Origin of the sequence: Gracilibacillus sp. HCP3S3_G5_2, from assembly GCF_052063305.1 — a bacterium.
Taxonomy (GTDB): domain Bacteria; phylum Bacillota; class Bacilli; order Bacillales; family Amphibacillaceae; genus Gracilibacillus.
In genome coordinates, this window is the sequence record NZ_JBQHXU010000010.1 from 183121 (window position 1) to 198043 (window position 14923).

Consider the following 14923-nt stretch of genomic DNA (forward strand, 5'->3'; position numbering starts at 1 on the left):
TAACATACTACATTTTTCCCACAAAAATGCTGCTACTTTTATTCCCAATAAGAAAAACCGGCATACCCTGCCGGTCCTTTATTAAATGCTAATTGGATGTCGATTACTTTGGTAGTAATTATATAATATATGAATAGCTTGTCCACCACTCCGGCTGCTAACTTTTTCATGCCAAACGATTCCTACAGGAGTGAAAGTTGGCGGCCTTCGCTAAGTTCTGCTCTACAACTCTAGGATGAAGTAACATTGCTGCTTTTATACTTATGGATAGCGATTCTTGCTCTTATCCATTTTATAAAAGTCAACCTATTACTTCTGACAAGAATTGTTACACTTCCTCATAACGGAGACTAATTACGTAGACTACTGCGGGAATAGCGCGAGCCTCAACTAACTTTGCAAAGTTAGTTGAGGCCGTACCCGCGGAAAGCGTAGTAATTAGTCGAAGCATTGGCAAACACACTTAAAATATATCAAAATAACTACTTCGTTAAACACGATCATTACACTGATTATATACTTTCTTACCTTTTTAAAAAGCCAGCGAAAGAACAAAATCTTTCACCGGCTTTGATTTATACTTTAAATTTTGCAAAGGTTTCTTCTAATTCATGTGCCATAGATGCTAATTCTTGCGAGGAAGCAAGTAATTGTTGCATGGCTGCATTTTGTTGTTCTGAACCTGCCGCAATTTGCTCGATACTTTCTGCTGACTTTTCAGAGATTTCTTGAATATTAGTAGTTGCCGCACTTACTTGATCTATTTTGTCATTTGTTATGTCAATCGTTTGACTAGCTTGCTGATTATGGTTATTTAACGTTTGAATCGACTCTGATAAGAGGTCAAATACCATCCCTACCTTTTTGACTTTTTCTACTCCTTGATTAACCGATTCTGTACTCATTTCCATCACTTCTACTGCTTGACCGGTATCTTCAATCGAAGTAGCAATTAATGACTGAATATTCTCCGTGGCATCTGCCGTTTGCTCGGCAAGTTTACGAACTTCATCTGCAACAACAGCAAATCCTTTACCGTGTTCACCGGCTCTGGCAGCCTCTATCGTCGCATTAAGTGCTAATAAATTGGTTTGCGACGAAATCGAATGAATCATATCTACAATACTGCTAATCTTCGAAGAATGTTCACTTAATGAGTCAATAATGGTTGCTATTTCGTCCACTTGCCTTTTAACCACATTCATCTGTTCTACCGTATCTGTTACATCAGCGGTTCCATTTTCAATCTCCTGTTTCGTTTCCTTACTTAAGCGAATCGCTTCTTGCATCGTTGTGGTAACTTCAGCCCAAGACTTTTTCATATCTTCCATTATCTCTGTTGATTTTTGAACTGTTTGAACTTGCTCTTCACTGCCATTAGCTATATCTACCATCGTAGTTGTGATCTGAGTATTTACATCCGTTGTTTCTTCCGCATTTTCTCTTAAGGTTTTCGACATATTCGTTACTGCTTCCGTTGTTTCTAATAACCGGACAATCGAACGTTGCAGATGATCAGCCATTTGATTCATTGCATTTTGGATAACTGCAATTTCATCTTTACCTTCCGCTTCGATTCGTTCTACCGTTAAGTCACCATCTCCTAATCGTTTTGCAAACAACGCTAAGTTTGCAAACCTGTTGGACATTCTTTTATTTACGACTACTAGAATAACAATAGAACTAACTAAAACGAATACAACAAGCGCTACCACTACAATCATGATGATGGTGGACTGTGCTTGCATATTGTCTTGTAAGGCACTTCGTTCTGCCAACATCAATTCCTTTAACTCCATTAATTCATTGATAGTATAATTACGGAGTGTTGTTGCTTTGTTATGTAAATCAGTCTGAACAAAAATGTCTACCCTTTCTCCATTGTCCCGATATTCTGCAGTTCTAGGAATGATTTCATCAAAAAACAATTGATCCATTTGGTCATTATAATCTAACACTTTTTCATATATTTTTTGTTGTTCTTCTGTTTCTAATTCTGCCTCAATCATTTCCACAGAGGTTAAAAATGCATCTCCTTCTGCCTGGTAGTCTTCAACTGTCGTTGTTGGATGCTGCTCAGTCAAAATATCCGAAATAATAATAGACTTTTGTTTAAAGACAGAAGCCATCTCGACAATTTCTATTGATGCATCACTTTTTTCATTTACCTCTTGTGATTCCTTTAAAACGCCATCCATGGATAAAATGGTAATTAGTGACGAAAGTACAAACAATACTAAAACACCAGTAAACAGTAAACCATATTTTTGTCCAATTTTACGATCTGTCAAGAAATGACGATTCCAACTTGGTTTCTGGATATTCCATTTTGGCAAAGATATTTTTATCCTGCTCCTATTCATGTGCATCCCCTTTCATCAATGGCAACAGCCTCCATCAGCGGAAGTTCATCGCTTCTACTGATGGTTCGCAAATCTTCTCTAGGTATTACCAAAATAACGACATTGGATACCTCACGACATCTGCACTGCCTCTGATGCCATTTTCATTTGATAAAATTCCCCTTTTCTCTCTACTAACTCGTCATATGTTCCCATTTCTACGCATTGACCATTTTTCATCACGACGATACGGTCTGCATCTCGTATAGTTGATAAGCGATGGGCCACGATAAAGGTTGTTTTCCCTTTAATTAATTCCTGCATAGCATCTTGAATTAATTTTTCCGAGACATTATCTAATGCGGAAGTAGCTTCATCTAAAATAACCATTTGAGGTTTCCTTATAAACGCTCTAGCAATGGCAATTCGCTGTCTTTGACCACCTGACATGCGATCACCATGTTCCCCAATTTTTGTTTCCAAACCATCTGGTAATTCATCGATGATATCTTGCAAATTAGCCATTTGAACCGCTTGCTGTACTTCTTCATCTGTAACTTCTGCTAAACCATACGTGATATTTTCACGGATCGATCCTGAGAAAAGAATCGTGTTTTGCGGCACTACTGCTATCTTTTTCCGGAAGCTTCTCATACTTAAATCATCCATCACGACGTCATCTATTAAGACCCTTCCATTACTAGGCCGGTAAAATCCGGTTACCAGGTTCAAAATAGTAGATTTACCTGCTCCCGACTCCCCAACGAAAGCAATCGTTTCACCAGGTTTTACATTTAGCTGAAAGTTTGTTAATACATGTTTATCTGAATCGTGATATTTGAAATAAACTTGTTCAAAGTCTACTTTACCGTCTAATTTCTTCAGCTTCGTTCTCCCTTGATATTCTTGTGTTTCCTTCGCAAAAAGGATTTCTGAGATCGAATGAACGGACTCAAAGCCTTTTGCTAATTGAGGATAAATGTTAATCACGCCAGATATAGACATTAAAATTTGCGTAAAATATGTCTGATATAACACCACATCTCCAATCGGTATTTGTCCTTGATAAGCAAGATAAACGGTAAAAAGTAAACATAAAACTTGAAACAGTTGAAACACTACCCAGTTACTAGCTCCGAAGAATGCTTCAGTAATATCCAAACGATAACCTTTGCCACGGACATGATGTAATAAAGAATCTACTTTATTAATCTCTACTTTTTCTAACCCATGCGCTCGTGTTACCGGGATCATCTCTACTGTTTCCGCTACTTGACCAGACATTTCTTCTACTTGCTCCCGGAATTCCCTGTTTCGTTTCGTTAGCTTCCCACGAAAAAAATAAACAATCACAATCGAAATCGGTATCGCCACCAAAAAGAAGGATGTTACGGTCCAACTTCTATTCGCCGTTACTGCAATTGCCACAATTACATTCATAAATGCCGGCAAGACACCCATCATCGTCTGCTTGGACATAATCTCGATCATTTCAACGTCACGTAACACTTTCGCCTGTAACTTACCCGACCTTAATTCACTGTGAAAAGAAATGGAGAGATGTTGTAATTTTCGAATTAAGGTACTTCTCAAACCAGCTTCTACATGGCGGATCGCCTTACTCATAAAACTGATATGCAAAATTTGACTCGGCAAATTTTGAATAATAACAATGGTTAACACAATAATATTCATCCATAAATAACGGACCTCATAACTACTTGGATCAGACGCAAAATTGATTAGATTCGCTGTTACAATTGGCAAAATCCAAACCGGTGAATGCTTAAGTAAAAAGAAAATAAATGAGACAAATAATTTCAGATAATGACCTCGATACATGATATGTAACGTTCGAAACAGTCGCCCTTTTATATCTTGTTGTTCTTCAAATCGCTTTTCGAAGTCTAAGGAAATACCATTTTGGCTAGACACATAATCCCTCCTATACATTTATATCGGATTATAACTTAATCCATTAAGTAATATATTAAAACTTTTCGCTTTTAATTGTCTAGATATTTATCTTATTCTACTATTCTACTTTGACAACAAATTGCAAATTTAATATATTATAATAAGTAAACGTTAACTTATTATTAACAAAAAGGAGGAAAAATTATGTCTATCCAAGTGAACCAGAAGCAATTAGAATTTCATCTATATAACGACAGTGTAAGTTACATTTTCCGTGTATTAGAAAAAAGCCGTCAGCTTGAACATTTATATTTTGGAAAGCGAATTCATCATAGGAAATCATTCACTCACTTAATTGAACGAGAAATCCGGCCATCAACCAATATGTTTGAAGGCGATCATACTTCCTCGATGGAACATATTAAACAGGAGTATCCAAGTTATGGATCGACAGACTTTCGTTACCCGGCTCATGCGATTTTAAGAGAGGATGGCAGTCATATTACGAACTTCACCTATGATAGCTATCGCATTATAAAAGGAAAGAAGACGTTAGCGAACTTACCTGCTACATATGTAGAAAATGAGGAGGAAGCTGATACACTTGAAATCGAATTAGTAGATGATGTATTACAATGTCGATTAATTCTTTCTTATACTATTTACCAAAATCGTAGTGTAATAACCCGAAATGCGAAATTCATCAATGAAGGTAAAGAAACTTATTATCTTGATCAGGCAATGAGTATGAATGTGGATTTAGCTGATGACCAATTTGATATGGTGCATTTACATGGAGCTTGGGCAAGAGAAGGGCATGTGGAAACAAAACGGTTATCGAAAGGGATTCAATCGATCTATTCAAACCGTGGTGCAAGTAGCCATGTTTTTAATCCGTTTTTTGCCTTAAAGCGTTTGAACGCAGATGAAAATCAGGGAGAAGTGTACGGTTTCAGTCTCGTTTACAGTGGAAACTTTCTGGCACAAGTAGAAGTAGATACTTATAACGTAAGCCGTGTTAACATGGGGATTAATCCATATCGTTTCAAATGGAAATTAGAGAGCGGTGAAAGCTTCCAAACCCCTGAATGTGTAATGGTTTATTCTGACCAAGGATTAAACGGCATGAGTCAAACCTTCCACAAACTGTATCGTGAACGGCTAGTAAGAGGACCTTGGCGAGACAAAGTTCGTCCTATCCTGATTAATAATTGGGAAGCAACTTATTTTGATTTTAATGAAGATAAAGTACTGGACATTGCCAAAACAGCACGCAACTTAGGCATTGAATTATTTGTTCTCGATGATGGCTGGTTCGGAAAACGTGATGATGACACAAGTTCACTTGGAGACTGGTTTGAATACGAAGAAAAATTACCAAATGGGATTGATGGCTTAAGTGAAAAAGTAGAAGCATTAGACATGCAATTTGGTCTTTGGTTTGAACCAGAAATGGTATGTAAAGATACCAAGCTATTTGAAGAACACCCTGACTGGATTCTCTCTACACCTGAACGAAGAGCTTCACATGGTCGAAACCAATTTGTATTAGACTTCACTTGTGGTGAGGTAGTTGATTATATTTTTGACTTAATGGATAAGATTATTTCGAAGTCCAAAATTTCCTATATCAAATGGGATATGAACCGGCATATTACAGAAGCATTTTCACAAAGTCTACCTGCTGATCAACAAGGGGAAGTGTTCCATCGTTATATTTTAGGTGTGTATGACTTATATGAACGTCTGATCAAAAAATATCCTGAAATCCTTTTTGAATCATGTGCCGGTGGTGGTGCCAGATTTGATCCGGGTATGTTATATTACGCACCACAAACTTGGACAAGTGATGATACCGATGCAGTCGAACGTTTGAAGATACAATATGGTACATCAATGGTCTATCCGTTAAGTACGATCGGAAGTCATGTTTCCGCCATTCCTAACCACCAGGTAGGACGACTTGCTTCGCTTGATACTCGTGCAGCAGTCGCTTATTTTGGCACATTCGGCTATGAGTTGGATATTACGAAACTGACAGAAACCGAACAACAAAAAGTAAAAGAACAAGTTGCTTTCTTTAAAGGAAAAAGAGCCTTGATTAGAGATGGGGAATTTTACCGACTATCCAGTCCATTTGAAAATAATGAAACAACATGGATGGTGGTAAACGAAGAAAAATCAGAAGCATTAGTTGGTTATTATAAAGTACTAGCAAAGCCGAATGAGGCATATAACCGTGTCAAATTAACCGGTCTAGATCCGGATAGATTGTATGAAGTAAATGGCGAAACGACGTATTATGGCAGTGAACTGATGAATATCGGGATTATCCTAGCAGGCAATTATATTGATCGTGCTGATGAATATTGGGGACAGGAGCATCCTGGGGATTATCAATCGCGCTTGTTTCATTTAAAGGCAAAGGCATAAAGGAAATATCGGTTATTATCATTATTTTCGTAAAAGGCTTAGGGAAGTATTATCTCTAGGCTTTTTATTTTCAAACTAAAACTAAGAAACCATCATGGGCATATTCTCTTCCATATCAGAAACTGTGTCTATAATTCGGTGATGATATCCCTTTAAAAAGGCTATGTTGCTTTTAAGAACGAGACAAAATAATCGAAAGATAGTCAATACATATTATTTTCCAGCTTACTCATAATATAACTAATGATATGTAAAGGAGGAATGAGAGTGACAAAACAACAGAACCAGCCGAATCCAGATGATCGCTCAGATAATGTGGAAAAATTACAACACAAGGTGCAAGATACAATAGAAAATATAGAAGAAGCACACGAGACGATGCAGTTTGCTTCTTCAGAAGAAAAAGAAAAAATTATCGAGAAAAATCGTCGTAGAGAAGAAGCAATTTCAGGTATGAGAAAAGAAATTAAAGATGAAGCACGAGATCAACAGTAGATATACAAAAATACAAAAGGCATATGGAATTAGCATATTCTTTATGCCTTTTTCCGAAAAAGATTGGTTTTTAATTATACTCGCGCCTCACAAAAACTTATCTTAAACCCACTCTTGCCGATGATTACGAATAAATTGAATATCGTATTGATAGTGGGAAAGATGTCCTTCATCAATCATATTTTGAAACGCTGTATCTCCTTCACTGGCTTTTCTTATAATAGTTTTACATAACCCTTCTAAACGGAGTAGCACCATTTCTAAATACTCTTCTTCCATCCTTTCCCCATAAGCTTCAAAGAAAATTCTAACTCTCTCCTTTATACGATTAGCATGCTGTGATGAATGATAATACACTTTCTCGCCTTTTTCAGAAAGATAAAATCTACTTAGCGGAACGCAAGTATAAAGAGTGTAAGCCATGTCCCAAAGCCTTGGACCAGGTCCAGCAACATCAAAATCAATAATACCTATTGGTCTTTCATGATGAAATATAATGTTGTATATTGCAAAATCATTATGGCATAGTACTTCAAATGGTTGAGGAGTGTTATCGATCGGTTGCCAGCTATCATATGAAAAATCACTCACAGAATTATGATAAAGACGGAGTATTTTGGCTATTTCTACCAAGACTTCATCAGCCCACATATATTCTTTTAAAGGATAATTTCCGGCTTCTCCTTCAATGAATGATAATATCTCTCTCCCCTTTTCATCAACCCCTAAAAACCTTGGTGCATAACTGAAACCTTTCGTTTCCAAATGCTTTAATAAATTATGAATTTTTGGACTATCTTTCTTTAACTCTCTTCGTATAGTATTTCCCGAACGATAAACGTTCGAGACATTTCCTCCTGATAGTATTTTTTCATTTTTATGGTTTGACATTTGAATCCCCCCCTTCTGTGACTCTATTTACCTTTCTGTTCCTATAGAACAAGTGACTTAATTATGATTTAACTGGCTTCGCCCATATTAAATAGATGATATCTGACCAATAGCGTTCCATATGATTGACCTGAAGATTTGAATTTCTCATTATCTCATTGATATTTCTGTTACAATGACATCCAGAAATCTTTTTATGTAGTGGATCAATCATTTTTTGACCGAAGGAAAGAAAGCTATTAGAACTCAATCCATGTTCCATTAACAATATAATCCCATCTTTGCGGCACCAATGATTAAATTTATTTAATGTAACAATTGGATCGGGATAGCTACAAAGGGAAAGCGTTGATACGATGCAATCAAAAGAGTTGTCTTCTAAAACCAGTTGATCAATATCTGCTTGGATAAATTTAGCTTTCACTTGATGTTGTGATGCTGTTCTCTTGGCGCTCTTGATCATCTCTGAACTAAAATCAACCCCTGTTACCTCAACATTATTCCTATCATAATAGGGAAAGTTTGCTCCAGCTCCAATTCCAACCTCCAAGACTTTTCCGTATGCGTTTTTTATTAGTTTATGTCTCCATCGAGCAAGCTTTTGATTCGCACGATTATTTTCATACATCTTTGCCTGTTTATCATATTTTTCGATGAGCTTTTCGTTTTTCACTTTCTCACCCTCTACAAAGTAATTTTGTGCTTAATGATTCTAAACAACGGACTTTCATCTCGAAAGTCTTCCCATTTCAAAGGTGGATGGTAAGTTTCAATACCTTTCTTCCCTTTGGCATAGCGCCCCATAACATCAAATCCATGTTGGCATAGAAATCTTCAGTTTCTTCCAGTAAATTTGTCCAGTGATGGTAATGAAAAATATTCAATGTTGTATTTTCTTCTTTTCTTACATTATATTAACATAATATTCCATTAAAAACTTCACCTTGATTTAGTTCGACATAATCCCTAATTGTCTCATCACAGTCTTGAACATTAATTTTACCTGTAGAAACTTATGTAAGGACTCTCCTACTTTTCTTGAAGGGATGGTTATTCACAAATATTTTGTGATGAATTATATTTTGCACAACTATCGGAACCCCAATACGGCTATTCGCTTGTCACAATGCTAGAGGAAAAAGGAATTCATGTAGAACCAAACATTTGGCTTTGCGATCGCGGACCATTTCGGGGAAATTAAAGCAAAAGATTTAGAGATTGGAATAGAATGGAAGCCATCAGATTTAGCTCCCATTCCCGATGAAAAAAGACAAATCAAGTACTATGAGCCAATAGTGAGTATTACTTTTTATACGTTATTAATCATCATGTTTGTTTTTTCTAATGAATACCTAGGGATCTGGATTTTTCAAGATGGTTTTTCTGATGTGGTTCCGTTTTTAAATAACGAAACATATACTACTTCCTTGTTATTCATTATTCTTATTATGGGTATTGGAATAACAAAAGAAGGCCTTAAGCTCATATACGGTAAGTGGACCTACAAGCTAGTCACTTATATAGCAATAGTTAATGTAATTTCAACTATAGCTGTATTATTTATGATAAATGGAAACGCATTTTGGAACCCTGATTTTCTTCTTGAGCTTACACAAGCAGGTGTAATTACTGAAAATAGTGATGGATATAGAACTGTAAGTATGATTTGGAATCAATCTACATTATGGATTTTAGTTCTTCTAGTCGTAGGATTAATTTGGGAATTAATTGATGGATTGATTAAGGCTAACAAAAAATAAAGTAAGTTGATTATTCTTAATTTGAGCATTATTGATTGTCACTATAGTTAATCTATAATGCTCTTTATTTTTCCGCATTAAAGATCACACCTGGTTGCATAATAGTTACTACCCACGATAAAGTAAAGCTTTTCGCATTATATGGCCATATGAATAATTTCATCAACCCATTCAGCACGTTCTTCAATTCCGATCTTATTACAAAGATTTTGATGAACTCTTTTAAATTCTGGGACTATACTTTTCATAACATTCATAAAGAGTTTATACAAAACAAGACGATCTTTGAGGATCGCCTTGTTTAGATTATTATGATGGTTTAATAAGCTCTAACAAATGCTTTTCCTTTTAACCATACCGATATAGCAATAACCATGCCTATCACTCCAGCGATAAGCAAAATTAACTGGATATCCATTCCTGCTGAAGCTAACGCACTTACAACACCATATGCAATTGGATCAAAACCATTCATCGCTAAGAAGATAATGCTCATCACTCGACCCATGATTCGATTTTCGGTATTTTCTTGAGCTGCTGTAAAAAAAGGGATGAACACAAATGCAATCGAAAATCCGATGAAAAACAATATAGTTGTCAGAAGCATTAAATTAGTTGCAATACTAAAAATAATTAAAAAAAGTAATGAAGCCATAAGTCCCATTAGCGATGTAAAGCCTTTACGCTTCACTTTTACGAAACTCATAATCAACGTGCCAATTACCATACCAACCCCTAAGCTAACCTCCATAAAGCTTAAATTAATCGGTGTTCCACCAAGAAGATCAACTAATAATGGCATAGCAATTTGCAATCCACCAAATACAAAGAAATTTAACGTGATCAACACAATAATCCCTGTTAATAAAAAGGTAGAAGATTTCATATAGGCAATACCTTCACGAAAATCTTCTAATGTGCTTTGATCACCCTTATGCTCTACTGGACCTTCCTTAATAAAAGGTGGAAAAACTATGAGAGCAGATAACAAAACCAATATAGTCGCCACTAAGTAACTAGTCGCTATAGAGCTAGTTTCCATGATTACACCTGCAAGGATTGGACCGATAATAAAAGATATTTGATCTATACCTTGAAAATAAGCATTTGCTTGCTGTAATTGCGATTTTTCCACTACTTTCGGTATCAGTGATGAACTAGCTGGTCCAAAAAATGCATCCAGCATACCAAATACACCTACCGTAACGAATAATAAGACTAGTGTCATCGAGTCACTTGCCACAAGCCAATAAATACAAAAAAGTACTAGTGCTTGCAGCAAGTTAGTACCAAACATAATGGTAGTTTTTTTGTACTTATCTGCCAATACTCCACCAAAAGTAATTAATAGTAAACGTGGCACCGTTGCCGTAATTAAAGCAATTCCCAAAATGCCAGGTGAACTTAATACATTGATGATATACCAAGAGGTCGTTGTCAGAAACATACTAAAGCCAACGATCGCAAAAATACCTGCAACTAACAACAACATATATGTGCGATTTCGAAAGATCGATTGTTTCATTGTCATTTCTCCATTTCTAATTGTTGCTTACTAAATTATCTTATGGTATATAGTAACTATATAGTCAAGACTGGAGTGTTGAGAAAATGACTGACAAAAATATTACATATTTCACAACAGGTGAATTTGCCAAACTTTGCAGAGTAAACAAGCAAACTCTTTTTTATTATGATCAAATTGGTCTTTTATCACCTATCCTTAAAAACGAAAAAGGCTACCGCTATTATTCCATCCACCAATTAGAGTTATTTACCCTCATAACGTTGTTAAAAGATCTGGGCATGTCATTACATGATATTCGTCAATATGTTGAACATAAATCACCAGAAAAATTCTTATCAATTATGCATCAACAGAAAGAAAAAGTAGCGAAACAACGGATGGAAATAGAAATGAAAGAGAATATGATCGATGCACAAATTGAATTAATGAATAAAGCATCAAGTATAGATTTTGATCAAGTTAGTGTTGAACGATTACCGGAACAAACATATTATTTAAGTAAAAATATCGAGAATATTTCAGATGAGGAATTTTTTGAAGTGTTCTCAGACTTTGTTGAGGAATTGTACAAATTATATATTGATACCGGATACCCTATCGGTGGCTTAACTAAACGAGAACACGTGCTGAAGGGTGAGTTTACTAATTATAGTTATTTATATATAAAACAACTTCATTCTCAGAAGGATAACCCATACCTCAAGACTATAAGAGGTGACTTTTTAATCGGATACCATGAAGGGGAAGATAAGAAAATTCACCATACCTATAAACGGCTTTTGTCAGAGATGGAACGATTAAATCTAGAATTAGGAGATTATGTTTTAGAAGAATATGTATATGACACGGTTGTGAAAAACAGTGAGGAGCAATATGTGACAAAGATTATGATGCAGGTGAGACCTAAGGAAGGTATTACATTCTAATTTAAACCTCTCTTGTTATTTGTAATTGCTTGCATTTATTGACAACTCTAATGGGTTATTTGCATTTCTAAGGAGAATAAAAAACACATGAGTTAATAACCCACATGTTTAATCTTAATTCATCTTATTGACCGCTACTTTATAATGCGTATCGTAGCAGATTTTCTCCCTATTACTTTTTCTCAATATGAAATAGAACGTCCTCTCCAGCTACAACATCTTGTTCACTCGCAATATTAGTCATCTCAAATTCTTCGCCATTTAATAAGATAATAGGCGTCACTGTTTTGTAACCTTCCGCTGTAACCGCAGCAATATCAAATGTAGCTAATGGATCTCCTTTCTTTACCTTTTGACCATTCACTACTTGAATATCAAATCCTTTACCATCCAATTCAACTGTATCAAGACCCATGTGAATTAGTATCTCTGCTCCACCATCTGTTTTAAAGCTAATCGCATGTTTTGTCTTAAATACATCCACCACTTCGCCATCTATAGGTGATACAACTTGCTTATCTACAGGCTCAATCGCCACACCCTCACCCATCATTTTTTTGGAAAAGACTTGATCAGGTACTTGGTCTAATGGTATTACTTTTCCTGCCAATGGTGCTATTAAGTCTGTATTTGCTTCTTTCTTCTTAAATAGATTCTTTAACATTGTTTAACTCCTCCATTAGGTCAATATATAGTTACTTCTACCCCAAATTGAGCCAAAATAATCATATAAATGTTGGCGATATTTCTGCATTTATCTTGTGAACAGATAAAAGTTCCCCATTTATAATTCGATAAAATGGGGAACTTAACGCTTATTTATTAATAACTTTTTTCAAATTAACAACATTCTCTTCTGCACTTTCTAAGGGGTCTCCATCGAATTGCTCCTGTTCAATTACATACCAGTTAACACCGACAGATTCTCCTGTTTCCCATAATGTTGCAATGTCTAATGAACCCTTTCCGATCTCAATGCTGCGTTTTTCACCATTTTCTACTGTCATATCTTTAATGTGTAAGGACACAACTAGATCATCATATGCTTTGATCGTTTGTAATGGGTCTACACCGGCATGTGTTGCCCAGTAACAATCCAACTCCATCTTTACATACTCACGATCTGTTTCCTCAAAAAGAATGTCGAAGCCTCTTTTTCCATTACCAAGATCAAAGAATTCCATATTATGATTGTGATAAGCAAAAGTGAATCCAGCTTCGGAGCATTTTCGTCCAATCTCATTTAATTCTTCTGCGGCACGGTAATAGGCACCTTCATCAGTTCTCAGTTCTTCCGGTAATATCGGACAAATAATTAAATTATTACCAATTGTTTTATTATAGGTTAATGAAGCTTCTAGTTGATCACCTGTTAAACTGTCAAAAGGCATATGACTTCCGGCAGCAACTAAACCAGATTCATCCATTACTTGCTTTAATTCATTTGCAGGTGTATCAAAAAATCCAGCGAACTGTACGGCCTCATAACCCATTTCACCTAATTTACGTAAAGTACCTAAAAAATCTTTTGAAGTATGATCACGTACTGAATATAATTGAATCGCAATTTTCCCCATGTAAAATGCCTCCTTAAAGATATACGGCTTTACCAGTTTCAGCTGATTGATAAAGTCCGTCGATTATTTTTTGAATGTTTGTTCCTTGTTTTGCATATCGATCTGTTATATTACCTTCGATACAATCAGCTACGAAAGCATGGATTTCTGTTTGGTGAGCGTTGATTTCTGGTAAATAAGCTGGTGTTATGTCAATTAATGTATCGTGTTTCTCCTGATACATTTTTAATGGAAAAATATCTGCACCGCCTTTATTCCCCATTAAGGAAACCTGCATCGTATCGCGTTTTTCCACATTGGCTGCAAAAGCTGATTCCAGAACTAATGATGCACCATTTTTAAAAGTAATCATCCCTATCGCCATATCCTCGACCGTGTAGTTCTGATAATCCCATTCACCTAATAATCCCACGCCTTTCTTTGTGCCTAGTTGTTGATGTGTCTGCCCAAGAACAACTGCAGGCTCTGGATAGCCCATTAAATACAATGCAGTATCTAACATATGAACACCAATATCAATTAATGGTCCACCACCTTGCAATTCTTTATTGGTAAACACACCCCAACCTGGGATACCACGACGTCTGATTGCCTGCACTCGCCCAGAGTAGATTTCACCAAACTCACCTGCATCAATAAATCGTTTAGCTGCTTGTGTCTCAGATTGAAAGCGATAATGGAACCCATACATCAACAATTTACCTGATTTAACCGCAGCATCCTCCATTTCCTTTGCTTCTTCCTGATTCATCGCTGGTGGTTTTTCACATAAGACATGACAGCCTGCCTCTAATGCGGCAATCGCTGCATCCTTATGAAATTTATTTGGTACACACACACTGACAGCATCGATCTCTGTTTCCGTAAGCATTGATTGATAATTATCATATACCGATGCAATCCCATGTTCCCTTGCTACTGCTTTGGCTTTATCATATGCTACATCAGCAATAGCGACAATTTCTACTTGTTCTGGTACTTTTCGATATGCAGGGATATGAACATCTGTCGCAATACCTCCTGCACCTATTAAAGCAACTTTTAATTTTGTCAT

At 36.1% G+C, this 14923-nt stretch carries 13 protein-coding genes; 4 read left to right on the forward strand and 9 right to left on the reverse strand.

All coding sequences use genetic code 11. The annotated features are described in order from the left end of the window. Positions 1-38: 38 nt before the first annotated feature. From ACTNEP_RS15685 to ACTNEP_RS15695, 3 genes are all read right to left on the reverse strand, one after another. Positions 39-170: a hypothetical protein gene (locus tag ACTNEP_RS15685; RefSeq protein WP_441162963.1), complete on the reverse strand. Its 132-nt coding sequence runs from the start codon at positions 168-170 to the stop codon at positions 39-41. Between the two features lie 405 nt (positions 171-575). After that, on the reverse strand, positions 576-2363 hold the full coding sequence (locus tag ACTNEP_RS15690) for a methyl-accepting chemotaxis protein (RefSeq protein ID WP_441162964.1): 1788 nt from the start codon (positions 2361-2363) through the stop codon (positions 576-578). A 111-nt stretch (positions 2364-2474) separates the two neighbouring features. Beyond that, positions 2475-4277 (reverse strand): ABC transporter ATP-binding protein, encoded by a 1803-nt coding sequence (locus ACTNEP_RS15695; protein ID WP_441162965.1) that lies wholly within the window; start codon positions 4275-4277, stop codon positions 2475-2477. Between the two features lie 186 nt (positions 4278-4463). Between ACTNEP_RS15695 and ACTNEP_RS15700 the strand changes: the two genes are divergently transcribed. Then, complete coding sequence (locus ACTNEP_RS15700) at positions 4464-6692, forward strand: alpha-galactosidase (RefSeq protein ID WP_441162966.1); 2229 nt, start codon at positions 4464-4466, stop codon at positions 6690-6692. Positions 6693-6953: 261 nt separating this feature from the next. After that, positions 6954-7187 (forward strand): small acid-soluble spore protein Tlp, encoded by a 234-nt coding sequence (gene tlp, locus ACTNEP_RS15705; protein ID WP_441162967.1) that lies wholly within the window; start codon positions 6954-6956, stop codon positions 7185-7187. Between the two features lie 102 nt (positions 7188-7289). On the opposite strand, the gene ACTNEP_RS15710 is transcribed toward tlp, so the two are convergent. Beyond that, on the reverse strand, positions 7290-8078 hold the full coding sequence (locus ACTNEP_RS15710) for a phosphotransferase (protein WP_441162968.1): 789 nt from the start codon (positions 8076-8078) through the stop codon (positions 7290-7292). 61 nt (positions 8079-8139) lie between these two features. Next, positions 8140-8751 carry a class I SAM-dependent methyltransferase gene (locus ACTNEP_RS15715; RefSeq protein ID WP_441162969.1) on the reverse strand — a complete coding sequence of 204 codons (612 nt, stop codon included), beginning with the start codon at positions 8749-8751 and terminating at the stop codon, positions 8140-8142. A 622-nt stretch (positions 8752-9373) separates the two neighbouring features. Between ACTNEP_RS15715 and ACTNEP_RS15720 the strand changes: the two genes are divergently transcribed. Then, entirely contained in the window at positions 9374-9838 is a 465-nt protein-coding gene (locus ACTNEP_RS15720; RefSeq protein ID WP_441162970.1) for a hypothetical protein, read from the forward strand. 319 nt (positions 9839-10157) lie between these two features. On the opposite strand, the gene ACTNEP_RS15725 is transcribed toward ACTNEP_RS15720, so the two are convergent. Continuing rightward, positions 10158-11363 (reverse strand): MFS transporter, encoded by a 1206-nt coding sequence (locus ACTNEP_RS15725; protein WP_441162971.1) that lies wholly within the window; start codon positions 11361-11363, stop codon positions 10158-10160. A gap of 86 nt (positions 11364-11449) precedes the next feature. Between ACTNEP_RS15725 and ACTNEP_RS15730 the strand changes: the two genes are divergently transcribed. Further along, positions 11450-12292: a MerR family transcriptional regulator gene (locus ACTNEP_RS15730; RefSeq protein ID WP_441162972.1), complete on the forward strand. Its 843-nt coding sequence runs from the start codon at positions 11450-11452 to the stop codon at positions 12290-12292. A 172-nt stretch (positions 12293-12464) separates the two neighbouring features. On the opposite strand, the gene ACTNEP_RS15735 is transcribed toward ACTNEP_RS15730, so the two are convergent. From ACTNEP_RS15735 to ACTNEP_RS15745, 3 genes are all read right to left on the reverse strand, one after another. Beyond that, positions 12465-12956 (reverse strand): PTS sugar transporter subunit IIA, encoded by a 492-nt coding sequence (locus ACTNEP_RS15735; RefSeq protein ID WP_441162973.1) that lies wholly within the window; start codon positions 12954-12956, stop codon positions 12465-12467. Positions 12957-13107: 151 nt separating this feature from the next. Beyond that, a complete protein-coding gene (locus tag ACTNEP_RS15740) occupies positions 13108-13869 on the reverse strand; it encodes a sugar phosphate isomerase/epimerase family protein (protein WP_441162974.1) in 762 nt (253 codons plus the stop codon). Positions 13870-13882: 13 nt separating this feature from the next. Continuing rightward, on the reverse strand, positions 13883-14923 hold the full coding sequence (locus tag ACTNEP_RS15745) for a Gfo/Idh/MocA family protein (protein WP_441162975.1): 1041 nt from the start codon (positions 14921-14923) through the stop codon (positions 13883-13885).

Coding starts and splice junctions, on each gene's coding strand:
- ACTNEP_RS15685 (WP_441162963.1), bottom strand. CDS start 170: ATGAAAAAGTTAGCAGCCGGAGTGGTGGACAAGCTATTCATATATTAT.
- ACTNEP_RS15690 (WP_441162964.1), bottom strand. CDS start 2,363: ATGAATAGGAGCAGGATAAAAATATCTTTGCCAAAATGGAATATCCAG.
- ACTNEP_RS15700 (WP_441162966.1), top strand. CDS start 4,464: ATGTCTATCCAAGTGAACCAGAAGCAATTAGAATTTCATCTATATAAC.
- tlp (WP_441162967.1), top strand. CDS start 6,954: ATGAGAGTGACAAAACAACAGAACCAGCCGAATCCAGATGATCGCTCA.
- ACTNEP_RS15710 (WP_441162968.1), bottom strand. CDS start 8,078: ATGTCAAACCATAAAAATGAAAAAATACTATCAGGAGGAAATGTCTCG.
- ACTNEP_RS15725 (WP_441162971.1), bottom strand. CDS start 11,363: ATGAAACAATCGATCTTTCGAAATCGCACATATATGTTGTTGTTAGTT.
- ACTNEP_RS15730 (WP_441162972.1), top strand. CDS start 11,450: ATGACTGACAAAAATATTACATATTTCACAACAGGTGAATTTGCCAAA.
- ACTNEP_RS15735 (WP_441162973.1), bottom strand. CDS start 12,956: ATGTTAAAGAATCTATTTAAGAAGAAAGAAGCAAATACAGACTTAATA.
- ACTNEP_RS15740 (WP_441162974.1), bottom strand. CDS start 13,869: ATGGGGAAAATTGCGATTCAATTATATTCAGTACGTGATCATACTTCA.
- ACTNEP_RS15745 (WP_441162975.1), bottom strand. CDS start 14,923: ATGACAAAATTAAAAGTTGCTTTAATAGGTGCAGGAGGTATTGCGACA.